At 65.4% G+C, this 23,866-nt stretch carries 16 protein-coding genes; 13 read left to right on the top strand and 3 right to left on the bottom strand.

Annotated elements, in window-relative coordinates:
* Positions 1–171: 171 nt before the first annotated feature.
* The 5 genes from ACE10Z_RS30805 (at position 172) to ACE10Z_RS30785 (ending at position 9,222) form a co-directional block, all read left to right on the top strand.
* Positions 172–1,695, top strand: a complete 1,524-nt coding sequence (locus tag ACE10Z_RS30805; protein WP_375784128.1) for a UxaA family hydrolase — start codon at positions 172–174, stop codon at positions 1,693–1,695.
* Between the two features lie 226 nt (positions 1,696–1,921).
* Positions 1,922–2,425, top strand: a complete 504-nt coding sequence (locus ACE10Z_RS30800) for a GDSL-type esterase/lipase family protein (RefSeq protein ID WP_375784127.1) — start codon at positions 1,922–1,924, stop codon at positions 2,423–2,425.
* A 103-nt stretch (positions 2,426–2,528) separates the two neighbouring features.
* Positions 2,529–5,795 (top strand): DUF2126 domain-containing protein, encoded by a 3,267-nt coding sequence (locus tag ACE10Z_RS30795; RefSeq protein ID WP_375784126.1) that lies wholly within the window; start codon positions 2,529–2,531, stop codon positions 5,793–5,795.
* A 20-nt stretch (positions 5,796–5,815) separates the two neighbouring features.
* Positions 5,816–8,347: a circularly permuted type 2 ATP-grasp protein gene (locus ACE10Z_RS30790; protein ID WP_375784125.1), complete on the top strand. Its 2,532-nt coding sequence runs from the start codon at positions 5,816–5,818 to the stop codon at positions 8,345–8,347.
* A complete protein-coding gene (locus ACE10Z_RS30785; RefSeq protein ID WP_375784124.1) occupies positions 8,344–9,222 on the top strand; it encodes a transglutaminase N-terminal domain-containing protein in 879 nt (292 codons plus the stop codon). Before ACE10Z_RS30790 ends, ACE10Z_RS30785 begins: the two co-directional genes overlap by 4 nt.
* A gap of 45 nt (positions 9,223–9,267) precedes the next feature.
* Here the strand turns inward: ACE10Z_RS30785 and ACE10Z_RS30780 are convergent, their stop codons facing one another.
* Both ACE10Z_RS30780 and ACE10Z_RS30775 read right to left on the bottom strand, forming a co-directional pair.
* Entirely contained in the window at positions 9,268–10,770 is a 1,503-nt protein-coding gene (locus tag ACE10Z_RS30780) for a diguanylate cyclase (RefSeq protein ID WP_375784123.1), read from the bottom strand.
* Between the two features lie 171 nt (positions 10,771–10,941).
* Complete coding sequence (locus tag ACE10Z_RS30775) at positions 10,942–12,648, bottom strand: methyl-accepting chemotaxis protein (protein WP_375784122.1); 1,707 nt, start codon at positions 12,646–12,648, stop codon at positions 10,942–10,944.
* 344 nt (positions 12,649–12,992) lie between these two features.
* On the opposite strand from ACE10Z_RS30775, the gene ACE10Z_RS30770 reads away from it, so the two are divergent.
* The 4 genes from ACE10Z_RS30770 (at position 12,993) to ACE10Z_RS30755 (ending at position 19,470) form a co-directional block, all read left to right on the top strand.
* Positions 12,993–14,375, top strand: a complete 1,383-nt coding sequence (locus ACE10Z_RS30770; RefSeq protein WP_375784121.1) for an ethanolamine ammonia-lyase subunit EutB — start codon at positions 12,993–12,995, stop codon at positions 14,373–14,375.
* A 127-nt stretch (positions 14,376–14,502) separates the two neighbouring features.
* Positions 14,503–16,089 carry a B12-binding domain-containing radical SAM protein gene (locus tag ACE10Z_RS30765; RefSeq protein WP_375784120.1) on the top strand — a complete coding sequence of 529 codons (1,587 nt, stop codon included), beginning with the start codon at positions 14,503–14,505 and terminating at the stop codon, positions 16,087–16,089.
* A gap of 4 nt (positions 16,090–16,093) precedes the next feature.
* Entirely contained in the window at positions 16,094–16,891 is a 798-nt protein-coding gene (gene eutC, locus ACE10Z_RS30760) for an ethanolamine ammonia-lyase subunit EutC (RefSeq protein ID WP_375784119.1), read from the top strand.
* Positions 16,892–17,085: 194 nt separating this feature from the next.
* Positions 17,086–19,470, top strand: a complete 2,385-nt coding sequence (locus ACE10Z_RS30755) for an RND family transporter (protein ID WP_375784118.1) — start codon at positions 17,086–17,088, stop codon at positions 19,468–19,470.
* Positions 19,471–19,548: 78 nt separating this feature from the next.
* Here ACE10Z_RS30755 and ACE10Z_RS30750 read toward each other — a convergent pair whose 3' ends face one another.
* Positions 19,549–20,052 (bottom strand): hypothetical protein, encoded by a 504-nt coding sequence (locus tag ACE10Z_RS30750; protein WP_375784117.1) that lies wholly within the window; start codon positions 20,050–20,052, stop codon positions 19,549–19,551.
* Between the two features lie 405 nt (positions 20,053–20,457).
* On the opposite strand from ACE10Z_RS30750, the gene ACE10Z_RS30745 reads away from it, so the two are divergent.
* From ACE10Z_RS30745 to hpnE, 4 genes are all read left to right on the top strand, one after another.
* Positions 20,458–20,694 (top strand): hypothetical protein, encoded by a 237-nt coding sequence (locus tag ACE10Z_RS30745; protein WP_375784116.1) that lies wholly within the window; start codon positions 20,458–20,460, stop codon positions 20,692–20,694.
* A gap of 196 nt (positions 20,695–20,890) precedes the next feature.
* Positions 20,891–21,769 (top strand): squalene synthase HpnC, encoded by an 879-nt coding sequence (hpnC, locus tag ACE10Z_RS30740; RefSeq protein WP_375784115.1) that lies wholly within the window; start codon positions 20,891–20,893, stop codon positions 21,767–21,769.
* Positions 21,766–22,602, top strand: coding sequence for a presqualene diphosphate synthase HpnD (hpnD, locus tag ACE10Z_RS30735; RefSeq protein WP_375784114.1), 837 nt, complete (start codon positions 21,766–21,768; stop codon positions 22,600–22,602). Before hpnC ends, hpnD begins: the two co-directional genes overlap by 4 nt.
* On the top strand, positions 22,602–23,852 hold the full coding sequence (gene hpnE, locus ACE10Z_RS30730; protein WP_375784113.1) for a hydroxysqualene dehydroxylase HpnE: 1,251 nt from the start codon (positions 22,602–22,604) through the stop codon (positions 23,850–23,852). Before hpnD ends, hpnE begins: the two co-directional genes overlap by 1 nt.
* The last annotated feature ends 14 nt before the right edge of the window (positions 23,853–23,866 follow it).

Raw genomic sequence — 23,866 nt, 5'->3', positions numbered from 1 at the left:
GGGCGAAGGCGGATCGGGGAGAGGGTTTGGGGCGAGGGGCTTCTATCCGGCGAGCAGCATCGTTGTAAGTGACATCGTGCTTCGCCCCTCACACGAATTCTCGCTACGCGAGAATTCGACCTCTCCCCGTAAAGGACGGGAAGAGGTGAAGAATAACCAAGGAGAACTTCCATGGCCTCGGCACAAGTGATCCGCCTGCACGCCGACGACAGCGTCCTGATCGCGCGCGCGAGCCTGCCGCCGGGGTTGGAGGTGACCGACGGCGTCACCACGGTCGATCGCATTCCGGCCGGCCACAAGGTCGCGATCAAGCCGATCGCGCCAGGCGAGCCGATCCGGCGCTATGGCCAGATCATCGGTTTTGCGACGCAGCCGATTGCGCCCGGCCAGCACGTGCACACCCAGAATTGCGGCATGGGTGATTTCGCCAAGGACTATGCCTATGGCGTCGACGTCAAGCCGGTGCCGAACTTCGATCTGCCGGCAACCTTCGAGGGCATCCGCCGCGCAGACGGCCGCGTCGCGACGCGCAACTATATCGGCATCCTCACCTCGGTGAATTGCAGCGCTCACGTCGCCGGCATCGTCGCCGACATGTTCAAGAAGAACCCGTTCACCGGCGACAACCCGCTGGCCGATTTCCCGAACGTCGACGGCGTCGTCGCGCTGACCCACAAGACCGGCTGCGGCATGACCCAGGACGAGCCCTTGGCGCTGCTTCGCCGTACGCTCGGCGGCTATGCGCGGCACGTCAATTTCTCCAACGTCATCGTGCTCGGCCTCGGCTGCGAGGTGAACCAGATCGGCGGCCTGATGCAGGAACAGAAGCTCGCCGGCCGTCTGCGCGCGATGGACATCCAGGAAGTCGGCGGCACCCGCAAGACCGTGGAAGCCGGCGTTGCCTTCGTGAAGGAAGCGCTCACCGACGCCAACAAGGTCAAGCGCGAGGCGGTGCCGGCGAGCGAACTCACCGTGGCGCTGCAATGCGGCGGCTCGGACGGTTACTCCGGCGTATCGGCCAATCCGGCGCTCGGCGCGGCGAGCGACCTGCTGGTCCGTCACGGCGGCACGGTGATCCTCTCGGAAACACCCGAGACCTACGGCGCCGAGCATCTGCTGACCCGTCGCGCGGTCAGCCGCGAGGTCGGCGAGAAGCTGGTCGGCCTGATGCGCTGGTGGGAGGAGTATACGCAGCGCGAGGGCGCCGAGATGAACGCCAATCCGAGCCCCGGCAACAAGGCCGGCGGCCTCACCACGATCCTGGAGAAGTCGCTCGGTGCGATGGCCAAGGCCGGCAGCACCAACCTCGTCGACGTCCTGCACTACGCCGAGCCCGTCACCAAGAAGGGTTTTGTGTTCATGGACACGCCCGGCTACGACCCGGTCGCCGCCACCGGGCAGGTCGCCGGCGGCGCCAACCTCGTCTGCTTCACCACCGGCCGCGGCAGCGTGTTCGGCTGCAAGCCCGCGCCATCGATCAAGCTCGCCACCAACTCGCCGATGTACAAGCGGATGGAAGACGACATGGACGTCAATTGCGGCACCATCCTCGACGGCGAGGAGAGCGTGCAGGAATGCGGCCAGCGCATCTTCGACCTGATCCTCAAGACCGCCTCGGGTCAGCCGACCAAGAGCGAGAGCTTTGATTTCGGCGGCGCCGAGTTCGCGCCGTGGGTGCTGGGCGCGACGATGTAGTTTAGGGCTACGATCTAGCCTTACACTCCGCCGTCGTCCCTGCGAAAGCAGGGACCCATACCGCGCGATCTATCGATTGAAGGCGGTCGCAGACACCTTCCGCATGACCACGGCCGGTGGTTATGGGTCCCTGCTTTCGCAGGGACGACAAGGAAGTACGTTGGCGAATGAAGCTTCCCGGATTACGCTTCGCGCCATCCGCGCTACGGACTGAATGGGGGGCAAGATGCGCGCGCGCCGATTGGGAATCATTGGATGCCTCGCATTTCTGGCCGCTTCGAGTCTGGGTGTCGGTTCGGCTGCTGCCGCGACCATCGTGGCGCTTGGCGCGAGCAACACCTATGGCAAGGGCGTGGCGCGTAACCAGGCCTATCCCGCTCAGCTCGAAGCGATCTTGCGGGCGAAGGGTTTGAGCGTCCGTGTCGTGAACGCCGGCATCAATGGCGACACCACGGAAGGAATGCTGCAGCGCCTCGACCGTGCCGTCCCGAACGGGACCCGCGCGGTGATCCTGCAGCCGGGCGGCAATGACCGGCGCAAGGGCAGTCCCGACCGGACCGCGGATATCCAAAGCCGACTCAGCGCCCGCGGCATCGCGGTGATCATGCTGCCCAACGGGATGCTGGGTGGGCTCCCGCATCAGCCCGACGGTGTGCATTTGACCCCAGAGGGCTATCATATGCTCGCCGAGCAGCTCGCGTCGCAGGTATCCGGCGCAATCGGCCGCTAGCGATCACGTAGCCCTTGCCTTGGGCAATCGCTGCCCGTTGTTAGTGCTTGATGTCGACCGGAACCAGTGTTCTGCTCAAAAAAGCTGCTGGAGTCCTCTGTCCGTGTCGATCTTCGTCGCACTGCATCACGTCACGCACTACAAATACGACCGGCCGATCGATCTCGGGCCCCAGACCATTCGGCTCCGGCCCGCGCCGCACACCCGCACGCCGATCCTGAGCTACTCGCTCAAGGTTACGCCCGCCAACCACTTCGTGAACTGGCAGCAGGACCCGCAGGGCAACTGGCTGGCGCGTTACGTGTTTCCGGAGAAGGCGACCGAGCTCAAGGTCGAGGTCGACTTCACCGCGCAGATGACCGTGGTCAATCCGTTCGACTTCTTCGTCGAGCCCTACGCCACGAGCTTTCCGTTCGAATATCCCGACGATCTCAAGACCGAGCTCGCGCCTTATCTTGAGACCGAGGTGCCCGGGCCGTTGCTCGCGGCTTACCTGAAGGACATTCCGCATAAGGCCGACAGCACCGTCAATTTCCTGGTCGAGCTGAACGCGCAACTGCAGAAGAAGATCGGCTACGTGATCCGCATGGAGGCCGGCATCCAGACGCCGGAGGAGACGCTGGCCGCGGGCTCCGGCTCCTGCCGTGACTCGGCATGGCTCTTGATCCAGGCACTGCGCCATCTCGGGCTCGCCGCGCGTTTCGTCTCCGGATACCTCATTCAGCTGCGGCCCGACATCGATCCGCTCGAGGGGCCGCGCGAAGTGGAGAGCGATTTCACCGACCTGCATGCCTGGGCCGAGGTCTATCTGCCGGGTGCGGGGTGGATCGGCTTCGACGTCACCTCCGGCATGCTGACGGGCGAAGGGCACATCCCGGTCTGCGCTACGCCGCACTATCGCTCGGCCGCGCCGGTGACCGGCACCGCGGGCTTTGCCAATGTCGAGTTCGGCTTCGAGATGAGCGTCAAGCGGATCCGAGAGGCGCCGCGGATCACCAAGCCGTTCTCCGATCAATCCTGGGCGCGGCTCGACCGGCTCGGCGAGCAGGTCGATGCAGATCTGGAGAAGAACGATGTGCGGCTGACCATGGGCGGCGAGCCGACCTTCGTCTCGGTCGACGATCTCGAATCGCCCGAGTGGAACGTCGCCGCGGTCGGTCCGACCAAGCGCGGGCTCGCCGACGAACTGATCCGCAAGCTGCGCACGCGGTTCGCGCCCGGCGGCCTGCTGCATTACGGCCAGGGCAAATGGTATCCCGGCGAGAGCTTGCCGCGCTGGGCGTTCGGCCTCTACTGGCGCAAGGACGGCAAGCCGATCTGGAACAATGCCGGCCTGATCGCTTCAGTCGAAAATCCGGGCAAGGCTGAGATCGCCGATGCGGAGCGCCTCGCAATCGGCATTGCCGCGCGGCTCGGCCTGAAGTCTGACTACGTCATGCCGGCCTTTGAGGACACTGCGTTCTGGCTCGAGCGCGAGGCCGGCCTGCCGGCCAATGTCAGCCCTGCGAATTCCAAATTGACCGATCCGGAAGAGCGCGCGCGTCTCGCACGGGTGTTCGATGAGGGGCTGACCACGCCGAAGGGCTATGTGCTGCCGATCCAGCGCTGGAGCCCGCTCGGCGATCGCGCGCCGGCGCGCTGGCGCAGCGAGCGCTGGAAGATCCGGCGCAGTCATCTGTTCCTGTTTCCGGGCGATTCCCCGCTAGGCTTGCGCCTTCCGATCTCTTCGCTCGAACACGTCCCGCCGGACGACTTTCCCTACATCATCGAGCAGGATCCGATGGCGCCGCGCGATGCGCTGGGGGAGATCGATCCGGAGCTGATGCGGGCGCTCAAGGACATTGAAGAGCCGCTGCCGGTCCGCACCGCGATGTCGATCGAGGTGCGCGACGGCGTGCTGTGCGCCTTCATGCCGCCGGTCGAGAAGGTCGAGGATTATCTCGAGCTGATCGCCGCGATCGAGGTCGCCGCGAAAGAGCTGCAACTGCAAGTCCACGTCGAAGGCTACGCGCCGCCGTTCGATCCGCGGATCGAGGTGATCAAGGTGACGCCGGATCCCGGCGTGATCGAGATCAACGTGCAGCCGGCACAAAGCTGGCGCGAGGCCGTCGACATCACCCTCGGCCTCTATGAGGACTCCGCGAAGACGCGGCTCGGGGCCAACCGCTTCCTGATCGACGGCCGCCACACCGGCACCGGCGGCGGCAACCACATCGTGGTCGGCGGCAGCAAGCCGGAGGATTCACCGTTCCTGCGCCGGCCCGATCTGCTGAAGAGCCTCGTGCTGTATTGGCAGCGGCATCCGTCGCTGTCCTATCTGTTCTCCGGCATGTTCATCGGCCCGACCAGCCAGGCGCCGCGCATCGATGAGGCGCGCCATGACGGGCTCTATGAGCTCGAGATCGCGCTGTCGCATGTGCCGCCGCCGGGGATGGATGCGCCGCTGTGGCTGGTCGATCGCCTGTTCCGGCACATCCTGGTCGACATCACCGGCAACACCCATCGCGCCGAGATCTGCATCGACAAGCTGTATTCGCCCGATGGCCCGACCGGCCGGCTTGGCCTGGTCGAATTCCGCGCGCTCGAAATGCCGCCCGATCCGCGGATGTCGCTGGCGCAGCAGCTCTTGATCCGGGCGCTGATCGCCAAGCTGTGGCGCGAGCCGCAGCAGGGCAAGTTCGTGCGCTGGGGCACAGCGCTGCATGACCGCTTCATGCTGCCGCATTTCCTCTGGGAGGATTTCCTGGGCGTGCTCGCCGAGCTCAAGCAATCCGGCTACGACGTCGAGCCGGAATGGTATCAGGCCCAGCTCGAATTCCGCTTCCCCGCCTTCGGCCGCATCCATCACGGCGGCGTCGGCCTCGAGCTGCGGCAGGCGCTCGAGCCGTGGCACGTGCTGGGCGAGGAGGGGACCGCTGGCGGCACCGTGCGTTACGTCGATTCCTCGGTCGAGCGGTTGCAGGTGAAGGCGACGGGCTTCGTCGAGGGCCGCCACGTCATCACCTGCAACGGCAGGCGGATGCCGATGACCGAGACCGGCCGCGCCGGCGAGGCGGTCGCGGGCGTGCGCTTCAAGGCCTGGCAGCCGGCTTCCGGCCTGCATCCGACCATTCCCGTGCACGCGCCGCTGACGTTCGACCTGATCGACACCTGGAACGGCCGCTCGCTCGGCGGCTGCGTCTATCACGTCGCCCATCCCGGTGGCCGCAACTACGAGACCAAGCCGGTCAATTCCTACGAGGCCGAAGCGCGGCGGCTGGCGCGCTTCCAGGAGCACGGTCATACCCCCGGCAGGGTCGAGCCACCGCCGGAGGAACGCACAATTGAGTTTCCCTTGACCCTCGACTTGCGGACGCCGCTCCTGCACTAATTGGCTGCAGGGGAAGTGCAATGACCGCATCGGGTGGGCAAGGAAGCAGTCAGGAGAGCAGGGCACGTCCCGGGCAGCGCCGGATGGCGCAATGGACCCGCGACTATGTCCGGTTGCCCGGGATTCCCGATGAATACATTGCCGAGAACGGCGCGCCGCGGCCGGTCTGGGCGCGCTTCTTCGATGCCTTTGCCGGGCTGTCGCCGGCCGATATCGAGCGCCGCTTTGCCTCCGCCGACCGCCATCTGCGCGAGGCCGGTGTCACCTACCGCGCGCCCGGCGACACGTCCGACCGGATCTGGCCGCTCAGCCATCTGCCGCTGATCATCGATGCGGCCGACTGGCGGCAACTCGCCGCCGGCGTCGCGCAGCGCGCGCAGCTTTTGGAAATGGTGCTGGCCGATCTCTACGGCGATGGCCGTCTCGTTACAGAGGGCGCGATTCCTGCTGCAGCAATCGCCGGCAGCAGCGAATATCTGCGCGCGGTCAGCGGCATCAAGCCGCCCGGCGGCCGCTATCTGCATCTCTATGCCGCCGACATCGGCCGCGGGCCCGACGGCCGCTGGTGGGTGCTCGGCGATCGCACCCAGGCACCGTCAGGCGCGGGCTATGCGCTGGAAAACCGCCTGGTGCTGTCGCGTGCCTTTTCCAATCTCTACAAGTCGATGAATGTCGAGCGCGTCGCGCCGTTCTTCGAGGCCTTCCGCGATTCGCTTCGCGCCAGCGCCGATCGCGACGAGCCGCGGATCGGCCTGCTGACGCCCGGCGCGTTCAGCGAGACCTATTTCGAGCATGCCACGCTGGCGCGCTATCTCGGCTTCCTGCTGGTGGAGGGCGACGACCTCGCGGTCTCCGGCGACCGCATCCATATCCGCACCGTTGCCGGGCTGAAGCGGCTCGACGTGCTGCTGCGCCGGGTCGATTCCAACATGCTCGATCCGCTCGAGCTCGACGCCTCCTCCTATCTCGGCGTGCCTGGGCTCGTCGAGGTACTGCGCAAGAGCGGCGTCGTGGTCGCCAACATGCCGGGCTCGGGCGTGATGGAGGCGAGGGCGCTGCTCGGCTTCCTGCCCAATCTGTGCCGGCGTCTGCTCTCGGAAGACCTGATGATGCCGCACATCGCGACCTGGTGGTGCGGCCAGAAGTCCGCCCGAGAAGAGGTGCTGTCGCGGTTCGACGAATTCGCTATCGAAGGCGCCTATAGCCGCGGCGTCGCGGATTTTCCAGGCCATGGGCCGGTGCTCCCGGGCGAACTGTCGGCTGCGGACCGCGACCGCCTGAAGGATGCGATCAGCCATCGCGGCATCGACTATGTCGGCCAGGAGCTGGTGCGGCTGTCGACCACGCCGGTGTGGGAGAACGGTCGCATTGCGCCGCGTCCGTTCGTGCTGCGGGTGTTCGCAGCGGCAACGCCGAACGGCTGGACTGTGCTGCCCGGCGGCTTCTGCCGGATTGCCGATCGGGCGGATGCGCGCGCGGTGTCGATGGGCGATGGCGCGGTGTCCGCCGACGTCTGGGTGGTCTCCGACAAGGCGGTCGCGACCTCGACCTTGCTGCCGGCGGTCGACACCGTCCGCATTCGCCGCATCGCCGGCGTGCTGCCGAGCCGCGCCGCCGACAATCTGTTCTGGCTCGGCCGCTATCTCGAGCGCGCCGAGGCCACGATTCGTTTGATCCGTGCGCTCTGCACGCCGCTGCGCGATCCGGCGCGGGCGAATGCGACCGGCTCGACGCCGGCGATGCATTCGGCCGAGCGCATCCAGCGCATGCTGGTCGCCTGGGGGGCGGCCTCGCAGACCGCGCGCGCCAATCCCGCCAAGGTCGCGCTCGAAGCGTTGCAGAACGAGGAGAAGTTCGGCTCGGCGCTGTCGCTGGTGCGATCGGCGCAACGCACGGCAACCTCGCTCCGCGAGCGGCTGTCGCCGGATGCCTGGCAGGTCATCACCGAGATGGCCGAACGCCTCGCGATCGAGGTTCACGACGATGACGGCGTCGTCAGCGCCGCCGAGCTGACCTTGCAGGAGCTCGCAAGCTTCGCCGGCCTCGCGCAGGAGAACATGAACCGCGCCGCCGGCTGGCGCTTCCTCGAGATGGGTCGCCGCGCCGAGCGCGCCATCAACACCACGCGCTTCGCCCGCCAGTTCGCCTATGACGAAGCCGGGGACGAGGACCTCGACGTCCTGCTGACGCTGGTCGATTGCCAGATCACCTACCGCTCGCGCTATCTGGTGCAGCCGCTGCTGACGCCGGTGCGCGATCTCGCCGTGCTCGATCCCTACAATCCGCGCTCGGTCGCATTCCAGGTCGCGGCGCTGAACGAGCATATCGCCGCGCTGCCGAGCCTGAAGGAGCACGGCCTGATCGAGCGGCCGCAGCGGCTCGCGGTTGCGGTCGAGGCGATGTTGACGACGGCCGAAGCCGGCAGCCTCGACGTCAAGACGCTGTTTGCGCTGGAGCAGGACCTGCTCAATCTCGCCGACTCGGTCGGGCTGCACTATTTCCCGCACGGGCCGAACGCCAGCCGGCCGGAGAAGCTCACGGGGCTGGCGTGATCTACGACATCCGTCACGTCACGACTTACAGCTACGAAACCCAGGTCAGCTTCGCGCGCTGCTCGCTGCGGCTGGAGCCGATCACCGGCGACGGGCAGGAGCTGGTTTCCCATTCGGTCGAGATTCGTCCGAAGCCCGCGGAGCGCACTGCGCGGCGCGACTTCTTCGGCACGCTGACCGAAAACGTCCTGATCGAGACCGCGCATCGCAGCCTTCGCATCGATTCCCGCTCGCGGGTCTCCGTGGCGCGGCAGCCGCCGCTGCGCGACGCGGTGAGCCCGCCCTGGGAGTGCGTGCGCGACAGCGCGTTCGAGGCATTGAGCCTCGATGCGGCTTCGCCGGTCGGCTACGTCTTCGCCAGCGCGCTGGTGCCGGTGCTGCGGCCGGTGACGGCCTACGCCTCCGCGAGCTTTTCGCCCGGTGGCGGCATCCTCGCCGGGGCGGCCGATCTGATGCGCCGCATCCGCCGCGACTTCAAATACGATCCCAAGGCGACCGTGATTTCGACGCCGCTTCGCGACGTGTTCGAGAAACGCCACGGCGTCTGCCAGGATTTTGCCCATGTGATGATCGCCGGGCTGCGCGGCCTCGGCCTGCCCGCGGCCTATGTCAGCGGTTATCTGCGCACCATTCCGCCGCCGGGCCAGCCGCGGCTGCAAGGCGCGGACGCCACCCACGCCTGGGTGTCGGTCTGGTGCGGCAGCGAGCTCGGCTGGGTCGGGTTCGATCCGACCAACGATCTCATGGTCGCCAACGACCACATCATTCTCGCCATCGGCCGTGACTTCGCCGATGTCTCGCCGGTCGACGGCGTCATCGTCGGCGCGCGCAAGCAGAAGCTCAGCGTCGCCGTCGACGTGCTGCCGGTGGAGTGAGCCGAAGGGGCAGGCGCGCGTTCGCCCGCGCCGCCGCGATCTCGATCAGGCGACGTGCCGCTTGCCCGATTTGTCCCACCCGATCGGGCTGATGATCACGCGGTCGCGGCCTTCATGCTTGGCTTGATAGAGCGCGAGGTCGGCGGCCTTGAGCAGATCGCGCGAGGTGCGTTCGTGATCCGGAACGAGGCAAGACAATCCGATGCTGACGGTCGGCAGCTCATGTTCGGATTCGCGCGCCGCCGTCAGCTTCGCGCGAATCTGCTCGGCAACCTCCAATGCGCCCGCCTTGCCGATGCCGGGCAGCAGCACCGAGAACTCCTCGCCGCCATAGCGCGCGCCGAGATCGGTTGAGCGCTTGGTGCTGGTTGCGATGCACCGTCCCACAGTGGCGAGCACAGCGTCGCCGGCCTGATGGCCGTACGTGTCATTGAAGGTCTTGAAATGATCGACGTCGATCATCAGAAGCGACACCGGCGACTTTGCGCGCATGCCGCGACGCCATTCGACATCGAGCGTATCGTCGAGGCGGCGGCGGTTGGCAAGGCCTGTCAGCGCATCGGTGCTGGCCAGGTGCGCGAGCCGACCTTCCGCGGCGGCCCGCCGTTTGAGAGCGGCCAGCAGGTAGAACATCAGGACGATCGAGAAGCCGCAGAGCGCCGCCACCACGCTTCCGATCAGCCAGAGCTGCTGCCACCAGTCGGCATAGACGCCGTCGAGCGCAAGACCCTCGGCGATGATCAGGGGATGGCGTCCGACCGCCTGAAAAACATAGAGCCGCCTGACATGGTCGACGAGCGATTTCGTCGTGTAGAAGCCGGATTGCCGTGCCGGGAACTGCTTGAAGACCTGCGAGTCCCTGATGCTTTGCCCGATCTTGCCGATGTCGAACGGTGCCCGCATCAGCATGACGCCATCGGTGTTGAACAACGCCATGCTGTCGCCGAGGCCGAAGCTCAGCTTGCGAAACAGATTGTGGAAATAGCTGAGCCGCATGCTGCCCGCGACGACGCCGGCAAAGGAGCCGTCGTCATTGCTGATGCGGCGGCTCAGGCTGATCAGATATTCGCCGTCCGAAGTCACCCAGGGCGCGCTGATGAACAGTCCGCTGTCCGCTCGCGCCTGATGCACCCGGAAGAAGTCTCGATCGGCGAAATTTGCGGTCCGCGGCGTCAATGTCCGGGAATCGAGCGTGACGTCTCCCGCCGTATTCAGCACGAGGATCGAGCCGAGATCCTTCGCGGTGGCGGCGCGGTCGAACAGCACGACCTGGCGAAGTTCCGGGCTGATCTTGCCGAGCTCCGGCAGCCTGACGCCGTCGGCGACCGCCTGCAGCGACAGGTCGTAGAGCTCGATGTTGCGGTCGATCTCGCTGGCGATGGAGGCGACGAGGTTGGTCGCGCCTTCCTTCGCATGCTGATAGTCCTTGCCGGCCATCTCCCAGAGAATGGACGCGCTGATCGCCGAAAAGCACAAGACGAGACCGATCCCGAGCGCGAGCAGCCGTTTGGTCGGCACCGCCTTCGGCCTTGGCAACAGCCCGTTCATTGCTCGCTTCCACTTCCCCGCGCCCCCGCGCTCTGTCCGTTTCTATAGGGGCATCAAATTGAGAAAGGCGACCTCAAGCACGGGCAATTTACGCCCGTGCGTTGCGATAGTCTTAACCATTCCAGGTTGGTCGGAACTTGTCGCGGGGCCCGGACAGATCGCTTGATCGGTTCAGGTTCCGGTCCGTCGCAGGTCCTCGGCGGCGTCGCTGCGCAAGTTGCGGAAGAACTGCTCGACCTCGCGCGACAGTGTCTCGGCGGTTGCGGTCAGATCGTTCGATGCCGCAAGCACCGATTCCGCCGCCTTGCTGGTCTGGTCCATGTCGTCGCGGAGCGAGCCGACATTCGTCACCAGGGTTTCGTTGCCCTGGGCGGCCATCTGCGCGTTGGCGGAGATTTCGCGCGTGGCTGCATCCTGTTGGCCGATCGCGCTGGCGATATTTGCGGTGACGTTGCTGATCTCGCGCACCGCCTGGCCGATCTCGCGCACCGCGGCCACCGAGTTGCGGGTCGAAGCCTGGATCAGGCCGACATTTTCGCTGATCTCGGCGGTTGCCTTGGCGGTCTGCCCGGCCAGCGCCTTGACCTCGTGCGCAACGACCGCGAAGCCGCGGCCGGCATCGCCGGCGCGGGCGGCTTCGATGGTGGCGTTGAGCGCGAGCAGGTTGGTCTGCTCGGCGATCGCCTGGATCAGGTTCAGCACGCCGTCGATGCGCTGTGTGGTGGCGGCAAGGCTCTCGATCTCGGTGATCGACCGGTCGGTGCGCGCACCGGCCTGATCGACCGCCCCGGAGGACTGCTTGACCTGGCGGCCGATCTCCTCGACCGAGGCGGAGAGCTCTTCGGCTGCACTCGCCACTGCCGACACGTTGCTCGAGGCCTGTTCGGTCGCGCCTGCCGCCGCAACCGTCCGGCCGCTGGCGTCCGCCGCGACCGTCGCGATGGTCTGCGCAGTTTGCCGCATCGTCGCGGCGTTGTCGTGCACCGCGCGGAGCACCTCGCCGATGCTGCCGCGGAACGTCTCGACGAAGCTCTCGATATGCCGGCCGCGGGCGTCGCGGGCCTGGGAGTCCTGTACGACTTGCGCGTTCAGGGTGCGATTGCGGTCCATCGCCTCCTGGAAGACCTTGATGGCGCGTGCCAGTGCGCCGATTTCATCGCTGCGCCCGACGTGCGGCACGTCGACATGGTCGGTGCCCTCGGCGACGTGCTTGATGGTCGTGGTGATCTGCGACAGTGGCCGCGCCACCGAGCGGGCGATGATCAGCACGCCGAGCACCACCACGATCAGGGCCGCCGCGCCGAGCCCGGTCAGCAGCAGCGCCAGCTCGCGGTTGGTGTCGGTCTGCTGTGCCAGCTTCTTGCTGCGCTCGGCGTAGACCTTGGAAAGCGCCTCGAGATCCTTGTTCAATGCGGTGCGCACGTCGCGGTTGGCGTCGTTGTCGCCCCACTCGCGCCCGGCAGCGGCGCCGATTTCGATGCCGCGGCGGACCAGCTCCTTCCGGAACTCGATGAATTGCTCGATGCGCTTCTTGAACACCGCGAACTGCGCGGCGCCGTCGGCCTGCACCAGGGTTTCCCAGTTCCTCACCACGCCGAGGATGCGCTCGTTGAACGCCAGCAGCCCGTCGCCGTATTTCTTCACCGCCGCAGGTTCGGTCGACATGTAGATGCCGCGGGATTCCATCACCACCGCGTAAACCAGCGAGTTGACCCGCTCGACATTGAGCGCGGCGCGGCTGGCGAGGTCGACGGCTGCGGTCAGCTCGGCATTGCGCCGCGCGTTGTAGTCGGACAGGACGGTGATGGCCGCGGTCAGCGCCGCAATCAGCGCAAACGTCGAGTACAGCCTGGCAGCAAGCGAGAATCGGGATGCCATTGGAGGCCGGGGTGTGGAGATGGGGGATGTGACGGGGGACGGCATTGAGGGCACTCCAAGAGGCCGGGGAGTACCTTCGGCCGATTAAAGCTTATGCAAAATCTTCATGGACAATCCCTTAACGCGTGCGTTCTGTGCTGTCGCAACCGTTAAGATCTCTAAATAATACCAATGTCTTATGATATCCTTCGAGGCGACCGGGTCGCGGCGGCTTGCCGCCGTGTTGAATGACGGACCGCCATCATCATTCATCAACATCCCCCGGCGCACAGGGCGAAGCTGATGGCACGACTTTCGCAAAGAGGTGCTAGGTTACGCCGTCCCCAGCCTCGGCGCGAATTCCCATGCTCTATCGTCACACCATCGACGCCACCAATTATGCATTCGACGATCTGCGCATCCTGCTTGCCAAGGCCTCGCCGCCGCGGTCCGGCGACCGCTTGGCCGGCATCGCGGCCGACAGCGCCGCGGAGATGATCGCCGCGCGGCTCGCGCTCGCCAACGTTCCGCTCAAGCAATTCCTCGATGAGCCCGTCATTCCCTATGAGGACGACGAGGTCACCCGCCTGATCCTCGACAGCCACGACGTTGCCGGCTTCCTGCCGGTGTCGTCGCTCACCGTCGGCGGTTTCCGCGACTGGCTGCTGTCGGATGTCGCCACTGGAGACGCGATCAACAGGATCGCGCGCGGCATCACGCCGGAGATGGTGGCGGCGGTGTCGAAGCTGATGCGCAACCAGGATCTGATCCTGGTTGCGAAGAAATGCGAGGTGACGACCCGCTTCCGCAACACCATCGGCTTGCGCGGGCGCATGAGCACGCGGCTGCAGCCGAACCATCCGTTCGACGATGCCAAGGGCATCACCGCCTCGATCCTCGACGGGCTGCTGCTCGGATCGGGCGATGCCTGCATCGGCATCAATCCGGCAAGCGACGATCCGAAGGTCATCGGCACCCTGCTGCGGCTGCTGGACGACGTCATCACGCGGCTCGGGATTCCGACGCAGGGCTGCGTGCTGGCCCATGTCACCACCACGCTCGGCCTGATCGGGCAGGGGCTGCCGGTCGATCTCGTGTTCCAGTCGATCGCCGGCACCGAGGCGGCCAACCGTAGTTTCGGCGTCGACCTCTCGCTGCTGCGGGAGGCACGGGAAGCCGGGCTGTCGCTCCGCCGCGGCACGGTCGGCGACAATGTGATGTATTTCGAGACCGGGCAGGGCTCGGCGCTGTCGGCCAACGCCCATCACCAGGTCGACCAGCAGACCTGCGAGGCGCGGGCCTATGCGGTGGCGCGGGCGTTCGATCCGCTGCTCGTCAACAGCGTGGTCGGCTTCATCGGTCCGGAATACCTCTATGACGGCAAGGAAATCATCCGCGCCGGGCTCGAGGATCATTTCTGCGGCAAGCTGCTTGGCCTGCCGCTCGGGATCGACGTCTGCTACACCAACCACGCCGAGGCCGATCAGGACGACATGGACAATCTCCTGACGCTGCTTGCGGCGGCCGGCGTGAACTTCATCATGGGCGTGCCGGGCGCCGATGACGTGATGCTGAACTATCAGTCGACATCGTTTCACGATGCGCTCTACATCCGCGACCTGTTCGGCCTGAAGCGGGCGCCCGAATTCGACGATTGGCTCGCACGCGTCGGCCTTGCCGGGCAGGACTTCCGCCTCGTGGCCGATGCGGGGCAGCTGCCCGACCTCGCCGCCAGGCTCTTGACCTGAGGGATAGCGAAATTCTGCAGGGCAACTATCTCGCCGTTGTGACGTTGGTAAGCGCCACAATGTTGAAGAATTTCTGGCCCAGCGTTCCACGCTATGGTTAGATTTGCGGGTGCTTCGGGGTCGTTTGATGAGAGCTGAGGGCATAAAGACAGCACGGCGTATCCTCTGCGTCTTTCCGCGCTATACGTCGTCCTTTGGGACCTTCGAGCACTCCTACCCCCTGACCGACGGCGTCAAGGCGTTCATGCCGCCGCAGGGCCTGCTGCTGATCGCCGCATACCTCCCCGAGAACTGGCCGGTCCGTTTCGTCGACGAGAATCTGCGTCCGGCAACAGCGGAGGATTTCGAGTGGGCGGAAGCGGTGTTCGTCAGCGGTATGCACATCCAGCGCCAGCAGATGAACGATATCTGCCACCGTGCGCATGACCACGACCTAGTGGTCGCGATCGGCGGCCCGTCGGTCAGTGCCTGTCCGGACTACTATCCCTCATTCGACTACCTTCATGTCGGCGAACTCGGCGATGCGACCAATGAGCTGATCAAGCGCCTGGAGCAGGACACCAGTCGCCCCGACGAGCAGGTGGTGCTGAAGACCATCGACCGCCTGCCGATGACGGAATTCCCGCTGCCGGCCTATGAACTCGCCGAAACCAAGAAGTATTTCCTCGGCAGCATCCAGTTCTCCTCGGGCTGCCCCTATCAGTGCGAGTTCTGCGACATCCCCGGGCTCTATGGCCGCAATCCGCGGCTGAAGTCGCCGCAGCAGATCATCGCCGAACTCGACAAGCTGCGCGCCTGCGGCGCGACCGACACCGTCTATTTCGTCGACGACAACTTCATCGGCAACCGCAAGGCGGCGAGCGAGCTGCTGCCGCATCTGATCGAGTGGCAGAAGCGGACCGGGTATGTCACGCGCCTCGCCTGCGAGGCGACGCTCAACATCGCCAAGCGCCCCGAGATCCTCGAGAAGATGCGCGAGGCCTTCTTCGTGACGATCTTCGTCGGCATCGAGACGCCCGACCCCGACGCGCTGAAGGCGATGCACAAGGATCAGAACATGATGGTTCCGATCCTGGAGGGCGTGCGCACCATCAATTCGTTCGGCATGGAGGTCGTCTCCGGCATCATCATGGGGCTCGATACCGACAAGCCCCACACCGGCGACGCACTGATCTCCTTCGTCGAGGAGTCCCAGATTCCGCTCCTCACCATCAACCTGCTGCAGGCGTTGCCGAAGACGCCGCTGTGGGATCGTCTCGAAAAAGCGGGGCGGCTGGTGCATGACGACGGCCGCGACTCCAATGTCGAGTTCCTGCTGCCCTATGAGGACGTGGTCAGCTCCTGGCGCAAATGCATGGAGATCGCCTACCAGCCCGAGAAGCTGTTCGAGCGCTACTTGCATCAATGCAACTACACCTATGCCAACCGCATCAAGGTGCCGGTCAGCCCGGAGATGAAGAGCTGGGCCAACATCCGGCGCGGCCTGATCATGCTGCGCAACATCTTCTGGAAGGTCGGCGTGCTCGGCGACTACAAGCGCGTGTTTTGGAAGTTTGCGCTCGGCCGGCTCAAGCGCGGCGACATCGAGGGGCTGATCTCGGCGACGCTGGTTGCGCATCATCTGATCACGTTTGCGCGCGCAGCCTCCAGCGGCCGGCAGAACGCCTCGAACTACTCGATCCGGCTGCGCGAGGCTTCCGTTCCCGCCGAATGACAGCATGACGACACCGCCGGCGCCATCGTCCCCGTCGCTTCCCGATTTGCGCGACCTTACGCCGGCGCGTGTCGGTCTCGGCCGGTCCGGGGCCAGCCTGCCGACCGATGCGCTGCTCTCGTTCACTCTCGACCACGCCCGCGCCCGCGATGCCGTTCACGCAGCGTTCGATGTCAGCGGCATCATGGCCGGCCTTGCCGGCCTCGGCATCGCGCCGCACGAGGTGTCGAGCCAGGCGCCCGGCCGGCGCGACTATCTGCGCCGGCCCGATCTCGGACGGATGCTGGATTCCGCGTCGCGACGGTCGCTGGAAGGGCTCGGCATCACCGTGTGCTCCTGCGCGATCGTGATCGGGGACGGCCTGTCGCCGACCGCGGTCAATGTGCACGCCGTCGAATTGATCCGGCATCTCTTGCCGCGGCTTGCGGCCGACAGTATCGACACCGGCGCGGTGGTCATCGCGTCAGGCGCGCGCGTCGCCCTCGGTGACGAGATCGGCGCCATCATCGGCGCCCGCATGCTGGTGATGCTGATCGGCGAGCGGCCCGGCCTGTCCGCGCCCGACAGCCTTGGCGCCTATCTCACCTTCGCGCCGCGGATCGGCCTCACCGATGCCGACCGCAACTGCATCTCCAACATCCACCGTGCCGGGCTGAGCTATCCGGAAGCCGCATTCAGGATCTCGTGGCTTGTGCGCGAGGGGCTGGCGCGCCAGATCACCGGGGTCGCGTTGAAAGATGAAAGCGGCGGTGGATCGTCACAGAATGCGCTACCGGGGTGTGACAAATCAGATACTCAATAGTGGGGATCAGCGGTTCCCCGCGCATTTGGTTCTACCCTCGCGCTTGCGAGCAAAGGGGCGGACAGGTAAAACCGGCGCCGGTCAATATTCGCGTGTTTTCAAGGACTAGCGCCGATAAGCCGCGCTCACCCGCCTCATTCGCGCCCCTAGACCCAAGCTAGACAGATTGAGCCGTTTTCAGAACTGGACAGGGCATGCTCGAAAAGAACTCCGAAAGTCAGGTCCACGTCGAGAAGGTCGAAGAACCGCGGACGGGCCCCAGCATCGCGTTCGGGATCGAGCGTCTCGGCCTGATCCCGATGCGGGCGCCGATCCTGTCCTGCATCGTGCTCGTCCTGTTGTTGATCGGCGCGGTGTTCGGCGTGCACCGGATCAAGATCGACGACTCGCTGTCGCAGCTGTTCCGTTCCGAATCCAAGGACTACAAGCAATATGAGGCAGTGACCAAGCGCTTCCCGGCGACCGAGTTCGACGTCCTCGTCGTGGTCGAAGGCAAGACGCTGCTTGAACGCGACAATCTCGGCAAGCTCCGTGACATGGTCACAGACCTGCAGCTCGTCGAGGGCGTGCGCGGCCTGGTGTCGCTGTTCTCCGCACGCCAGGCGCCGGAGCCCGGCAAGCTGCCCGCGGCGCTGTTCCCGAATGAACTGCCCGAGGGCGCGGCCTACGACAAGTTTGTCGAGACCGTCAAAAGCAACGAGATCATCCGCGGCAAGCTGTTGTCGGAGGACGGCACGCTCGCGCTGGTCGTGCTGTCGCTCGAGCCGGAGGTGGTCGGCAGCAACAAGCTCAGCAAGGTGGTCGGCGACATCAGGAAGATCATGGCCGACGATCTCGGCGGCAGCGGGCTCAATGCCCAGCTGTCCGGCGTGCCGGTCATGCAGCTCGAGATCCGCAATGCGGTCGAGCGCGACGGCCTGACCTACAACATCCTCGGCATCCTCGCCGGCTGCGTCATCGCCATCATCTTCTTCCGCAAGATATCCTTCATGGTGGCGGCGGCGTTCCCGCCGATGATCGCGATCCTGCTCGCGCTCGGCGGCCTCGGCTGGGCCAATTTCAATCTCAACATGTTCCTCAACGTGATGACGCCGCTCATCATGGTGATCAGCTTCTCCGACTCGATGCAGCTGACATTCGCGGCGCGCGACCGGCTGATCGCGGGGCAGGACAAGTTCACCGCGTTCAAGAACGCAGTGCTGGTGGTCGGCCCGGCCTGCGTGCTGACGCACGGCACGGCGGGCATTTCCTTCATCGCGCTGCAGTTCTCGGATTCCGACCTGATCCGCAAGTTCGGCGAGGCCGGGCTCGCGGCGACCATCATCGCGCTGGTCGCGGTGCTGTCGCTGGTGCCGGTGTTCGGCATCCTGCTGGTACGCAACGAGAAGGTCTTCGCGGTCAAGTTCCAGAGCGCCGATGCCGGCGTGCAGGCGCTGCGCAATTTCTGCTACTGGATCGCGGTGCGCATGGTCGGCCGTCCGGGGCTGTTCAGCCTGCTTGCGCTGATCGTCGTCGGCGGCCTCGGCATCATCTACGCCAATCTCGAGCCGCGCTACCGGCTCGCGGACCAGGTGCCGGACAAGCGGCAGGCGGTGGAGGCGTCGAGCCGGCTCGACGCCAAGCTGACCGGCGCCAATCCGGTCGATGTGCTGATCGAATTCCCCAAGGGCCAATCGCTCTATTCGCCGGAGACGCTGAAGACGATCGCCGACGTTCACGCGATGGTCGAGGACAGCGCCGGCGTCGGCAACGTCTGGTCGCTGGAAACCCTGCGGCGCTGGCTCGCCGAAAAGGCCGGCAGCAACGATGTCGCGACGCTGAAGGAATATGTCAGCGTGATTCCCGAGCATCTCGTGCGCCGCTTCATCTCGAAGGATCAGGATGCGGTCGTGGTGTCGGGCCGCGTCCCGGATCTGGACTCGAGCCAGCTGCTTCCGGTGGTGAACAAGCTCGATCACTCGCTGGACAAGGTGCGCGCCGAGCATCCCGGCTACGAGATCGCCGTCACCGGCCTGTCGGTGATTGCCGCGCGCAACAGCGCCAACATGATCGAGAAGCTCAACCGCGGCCTCACCGTCGAGTTCGCGCTGGTCGCGATCTTCATCGGGCTGGCGTTCCGCTCGGTGGTGGTGATGTTCTCCTGCATCCTGCCCGGCATCTTCCCGGTGGTGCTGTCAGGCACGGTGCTGTGGCTGCTCGGGGAGGGGCTGCAATTCGCCAGCGTCGTGGCGTTGACCGTGTCGTTCGGCCTCGGCCTCAGCGCCACCATCCATTTCCTCAATCGCCTGCGGCTCGAGACCAAGCCCGGTGTCACGCCGGAGCTTGCAGTTGAACGTGCCACTGTCCTGGTCGGTCCCGCGCTGATCCTGACCACCGTGGTGCTAGCCTGCGGCCTCGTCGTCACCGTGTTCTCCGACCTGCCGTCGCTGCGCCTGTTCGGCTGGCTCAGCGCGTTCTCGATGGTCGCGGCCCTGGTCGCGGACCTCTTCATCCTGCGGCCGACCTCGATGTTCCTGATCAATCTGTCGCAGAAGCTCCGCGGCAAGGGCGGGCAACCGGCGCCGATCGAAAAGGCCTGATCGACCGAAAACAAAAGGCCCGGTTCCGAGTGATCGGAACCGGGCCTTTTTGTTGGCTAGCGAAATCGGTCGGAAGCGTCAGGTCTTCGTCATCGTGATCGTAACGCCGCGGATCTCGCCCTTGGAGTCGATCTGCACCACCTGCTTGGAGCCGTTGGTCTGCAGGTTCAGGTTCGCGGCAAAGCCGGAGGCCTCGACGAACACGTCGATCCGGCCGCCGCCTGCGGTGCCCTGCAAATTGCCGAAGATGTTGCGGCTTGCCTCGCTCCAGTTGCCGGAGATCCGGTCGCCCTGGCTGGTGACGTCGCTCGAGAGGTCGAACTTGTAGCTGTCGCTCGCGCAATGCAGCGACTGCTTCAGGCTCATGCCCGACGGGGCGACCTTGTAATCCGCCTTGCAACGAATCCGTTCGGTCGTGCCGTTGGACAACGCCACCGTGCCCGTTCCGGTCCACGAGCCGGCAAAACCGGCAAACGGACCGCTGGCCTGGGCATGGACCGCCGAGGCAGACAGCATCAGTGCTGCGCCGACGCCCGCAGCTCTGAGAGCCTGACCATAAGGGCTGGAACCAAACAGTTTCATTGTGAATTTTCCCATCAAAATCAACGCCTCGTACGCAAGAAAGCGTCTCGCCGCATCGAAGGTTTAGTGTCACCCAAGAATGTTAGGTTCAAACGACAGAAGCGGCGCGCGCGAGCCCTGTTGTTATCGAACAGAATCAGAAACCGTTGGCCTCTTGATGGCATGTAGCTTTGCGCGAGTGTGATCCGCAATACCCAAGCGCGACAAAGTGATGGCATGAATCGTTCTTGCAAATCAATAGCTTAGACGGGGGTTTACAGCGCCGCAAATTTAGCCGCATTTAGCAGTGCTTGTCGTCAATTCGTTGCCGCGTTACGTGGCGTCTGCAATCCCCAAAATCCGTCCCGGCCATGCCGAAACGCGTTTCGGGAACAGATTTTCTGCTGTCGGAAATGAAGGAATACGATGCGTAAATTTCTCCTGGCTGTTGCCCTGTTGTCGATCCCGCTCGCGTCCAGCGCCTTCGCCCAGCAGCAAGGGCGCGGTACGGCCGATGAGCAGAAGGCCTGCACGCGCGACGTGCAGCGTCATTGCCGCGCCGTCATCGATCAGGGCGATTTCACCATTCTCGCCTGCCTGCAGCAGAACCGCAGCAAGATCAGCGCCGCCTGCGACCAGGTGCTGAAGACCCACGGCCAATAAGACCGAGTTCAGGTCTCAAGGGACCGCTATCAATGCCGTGGCTGGCAGCCATGCCGGCCGCGGTCACATATGCTGGCGGTCACAGATAGCATTGGTTTTGGTGGCGTATTCCCCTATATGGGGCTCGCAAATCCCCCGCATGCGCCCGACCGTTCGCGCCTGCGTCGTGCCATGACCAGTGTAGCCCAAATTTCCCATGACCACCGCGAGCGACCTGCGATCCGGAAAGACCCACCGCGACGAGAATTTTCCGGTCGCGTCGTGGATCATTCATCCGCGGCATCGTGCCCTGATCCTGGCCTTCTATAATTTCGTCCGCACCGCCGACGATATCGCCGATCACGCCACGCTGCCGGCCGAGGAGAAGCTGCGCTATCTCGACCTCATGGAGGCCGAGCTGCTCGGCAATGGCGACAGCCAGAAGGAAGCGGTCAGCCTGCGTCGCGCCTTTGCCGAGCGCGGCATGCCGCCGCGGCATGCGCTCGACGTGCTCGTGGCCTTCCGCCTCGACGTCACCAAGCTGCGCTACGAAAACTGGGACGATGTGATCGACTATTGCCGTTACTCGGCGATGCCGGTCGGGCGGTTCATGCTCGACGTGCATGGCGAGGATATTTCGACCTGGGCGGCGTCGGACGCGCTTTGCGCCGGCCTTCAGATCAACAATCATCTGCAGGACTGCGGCAAGGACTACCGGAACCTGAACCGCGTCTACCTGCCGCGCGATGCGCTGGCCGCCGCGGGTGCGACCGCCGAGATGCTCGGCGAGGCCAAGTCGCAGCCGGCCCTGCTCAAGTGCCTGCAGGCGCTCGCGGTGCGCACCGCGGCGCTGCTCGACCAGAGCAAGTCGCTCGCCGCCGAAGTGAAGGATTTCCGGCTCGGGCTCGAGATCTCGGTGATCCAGGCGTTCGCCGACAAGATCGTCAACCTGCTGAAGGTGCGCGATCCGCTCAGCGAGCGCGTGCATCTGAGCCCGGTCGAATTGCTGTTGCAGAGCCTCGGCGGCGTCGCCGGCGAGACTGCGCGGCGGGCGATCGGACGGCGTGCGATCTCCAAGACGGCGGCAGGGGCATGAGTGCTGAGGCGGCGGCCAACGCAAATTACGGAAGCACCGCGTCGGGCAGCTCGTTCTATGCCGCGATGCGCATCCTGCCGCACGCGCAGCGCGAGGCGATGTTCCAGATCTACAGCTTCTGCCGGCAGGTCGACGACATTGCCGATTCCGATGGTCCGCGGCCGGAGCGCCTTGCCGCCTTGCAGCAGTGGCGCGACGATATCGATGCGCTCTATGCGGGGCATCCGTCGGAGCGGCTGAAGGACTATGTCGCGTCGGTGAAGGCCTTCGGCCTGAAGCGCGAGGATTTCGTCGCGATCGTCGACGGCATGGAGATGGACGTGCCGCAGGACATCCGCGCGCCCGATCTTGCGACGCTCGACCTGTATTGCGATCGCGTCGCGAGCGCGGTCGGCCGGCTGTCGGTGCGCGTGTTCGGCCTGCCCGAGGAAGACGGCATCCAGCTCGCCTACCATCTCGGCCGCGCGCTGCAGCTTACCAACATTCTGCGCGACATCGACGAGGATGCCGGTCTCGGCCGGCTCTATCTGCCGCGCGAATGGCTCTGGCACGCCGGCATCACCAACAACGACCCGGCCCGCGTCACCGCCGATCGTGCGCTGCCAAAAGTCTGCGCGCCGCTTGCCGAGCGCGCCAAGATGCACTTCCAGAAGTCCGACGAGATCATGAAGCGCAATTCGCGCCGCGCCGTGCGCGCGCCGCGGATCATGTCGAAATACTACCGCGCGATCCTCGATCTCCTGATCGCGCGCGGCTTCGCCGCTCCGCGTGAGCCGGTGCGTGTGTCCAAGGCCGCCAAGATTGGCATTCTTCTTCGTTACGCGATCATCTGATGCAAAAGACCGTTCATATCATCGGTGCCGGTATCTCCGGCCTCTCCGCGGCCGTGCGGCTCGCCAATGGCGGCTACAAGGTTGCCGTCCACGAAGCGACGCAGCAGGCCGGCGGCCGCTGCCGCTCCTATTTCGACGCCGCCACCAATCTCACGATCGACAATGGCAACCACCTGATGCTGTCGGGCAATCGCCACGCGCTGAGCTACGCGCGTTCGATCGGCACCGAGGCCGGCCTCGTGGGACCGGCGCGCGCGCAGTTTCCGTTCGTCGATCTTGCCTCCGGCCAGCGCTGGCAGCTCGACCTCGGCGATTCCCGCCTGCCGCTATGGGTGTTCGACGAGGCGCGCCGCGTCCCGGACACCACCCTGCGCGATTATCTCGCATTGGCGCCGCTGACCTGGGCCGGCACCGATGCGCTGGTCGGCAACACCATTCCCTGTAAGGGCACGCTGTATGACCGCCTGGTGCAGCCGCTGCTGCTCGCCGCATTGAACGTCGATCCACCGGAGGGCTCGGCCGGGCTTGCCGGCGCCATCGTGCGCGAGACGTTGCTGGCCGGCGGTCAGGCCTGCCGTCCGCTGATCGCGCGTGATGGCCTGAGCTCGGTGCTGATCGAGCCGGCCGTGAAGTTGCTGCAGGAGCGGGGCCACAGCGTCCAGTTCAGTCACGAATTGCGTACGCTTGGCATGTCGGGTGATCGCATCAGTGAGCTCGACTTCGGCGGCGGTGACAAGATCACGCTGGCGGCCGACGATGCCGTCGTGCTTGCGGTGCCGCCGCGCGCCGCGGCATCTCTGCTGCCCGGCCTGAAAACCCCGACCAAATTCCGCGCCATCGTGAATGCGCATTTCCGCGTCGATCCGCCGCGCGACGCCGCGCCCATCCTCGGCGTGGTCGGTGGCCTCGTGGAGTGGCTGTTCGCGTTCCCGCAGCGGCTGTCGGTGACGATCAGCAACGGCGACCACCTGGTCGACATGCCGCGCGAGGAGCTCGCGCAGGCGATCTGGCGGGATATCTGCAAGGCATCCGGCGTTTCCGGCGACTTGCCGCCGTGGCAGATCGTGCGCGAGCGCCGCGCCACATTTGAGGCGACACCGGAACAGAACGCCCTGCGTCCGGGGCCCGCCACGGCGCAAAAAAACCTGTTCCTTGCCGGCGACTGGACTGCTACCGGGTTGCCGGCAACCATCGAGGGGTCGGTGCGATCGGGTGATCGCGCCGCAGATCTGGTTCTGGCCAGGCGTTAAATTCGACCTGTTAA

Origin of the sequence: Bradyrhizobium sp. Pha-3, from assembly GCF_042258615.1 — a bacterium.
Classification (GTDB): domain Bacteria; phylum Pseudomonadota; class Alphaproteobacteria; order Rhizobiales; family Xanthobacteraceae; genus Bradyrhizobium.
This window is presented reverse-complemented; position numbering and strand designations above follow the sequence as displayed.

Excerpts from the sequence above, each read along its gene's own strand:
- ACE10Z_RS30805 (WP_375784128.1), top strand. The coding sequence starts at position 172 with ATGGCCTCGGCACAAGTGATCCGCCTGCACGCCGACGACAGCGTCCTG.
- ACE10Z_RS30800 (WP_375784127.1), top strand. The coding sequence starts at position 1,922 with ATGCGCGCGCGCCGATTGGGAATCATTGGATGCCTCGCATTTCTGGCC.
- ACE10Z_RS30790 (WP_375784125.1), top strand. The coding sequence starts at position 5,816 with ATGACCGCATCGGGTGGGCAAGGAAGCAGTCAGGAGAGCAGGGCACGT.
- ACE10Z_RS30780 (WP_375784123.1), bottom strand. The coding sequence starts at position 10,770 with ATGAACGGGCTGTTGCCAAGGCCGAAGGCGGTGCCGACCAAACGGCTG.
- ACE10Z_RS30775 (WP_375784122.1), bottom strand. The coding sequence starts at position 12,648 with ATGGCATCCCGATTCTCGCTTGCTGCCAGGCTGTACTCGACGTTTGCG.
- ACE10Z_RS30770 (WP_375784121.1), top strand. The coding sequence starts at position 12,993 with ATGCTCTATCGTCACACCATCGACGCCACCAATTATGCATTCGACGAT.
- ACE10Z_RS30765 (WP_375784120.1), top strand. The coding sequence starts at position 14,503 with ATGAGAGCTGAGGGCATAAAGACAGCACGGCGTATCCTCTGCGTCTTT.
- eutC (WP_375784119.1), top strand. The coding sequence starts at position 16,094 with ATGACGACACCGCCGGCGCCATCGTCCCCGTCGCTTCCCGATTTGCGC.
- ACE10Z_RS30755 (WP_375784118.1), top strand. The coding sequence starts at position 17,086 with ATGCTCGAAAAGAACTCCGAAAGTCAGGTCCACGTCGAGAAGGTCGAA.
- ACE10Z_RS30750 (WP_375784117.1), bottom strand. The coding sequence starts at position 20,052 with ATGAAACTGTTTGGTTCCAGCCCTTATGGTCAGGCTCTCAGAGCTGCG.
- ACE10Z_RS30745 (WP_375784116.1), top strand. The coding sequence starts at position 20,458 with ATGCGTAAATTTCTCCTGGCTGTTGCCCTGTTGTCGATCCCGCTCGCG.
- hpnC (WP_375784115.1), top strand. The coding sequence starts at position 20,891 with ATGACCACCGCGAGCGACCTGCGATCCGGAAAGACCCACCGCGACGAG.
- hpnD (WP_375784114.1), top strand. The coding sequence starts at position 21,766 with ATGAGTGCTGAGGCGGCGGCCAACGCAAATTACGGAAGCACCGCGTCG.
- hpnE (WP_375784113.1), top strand. The coding sequence starts at position 22,602 with ATGCAAAAGACCGTTCATATCATCGGTGCCGGTATCTCCGGCCTCTCC.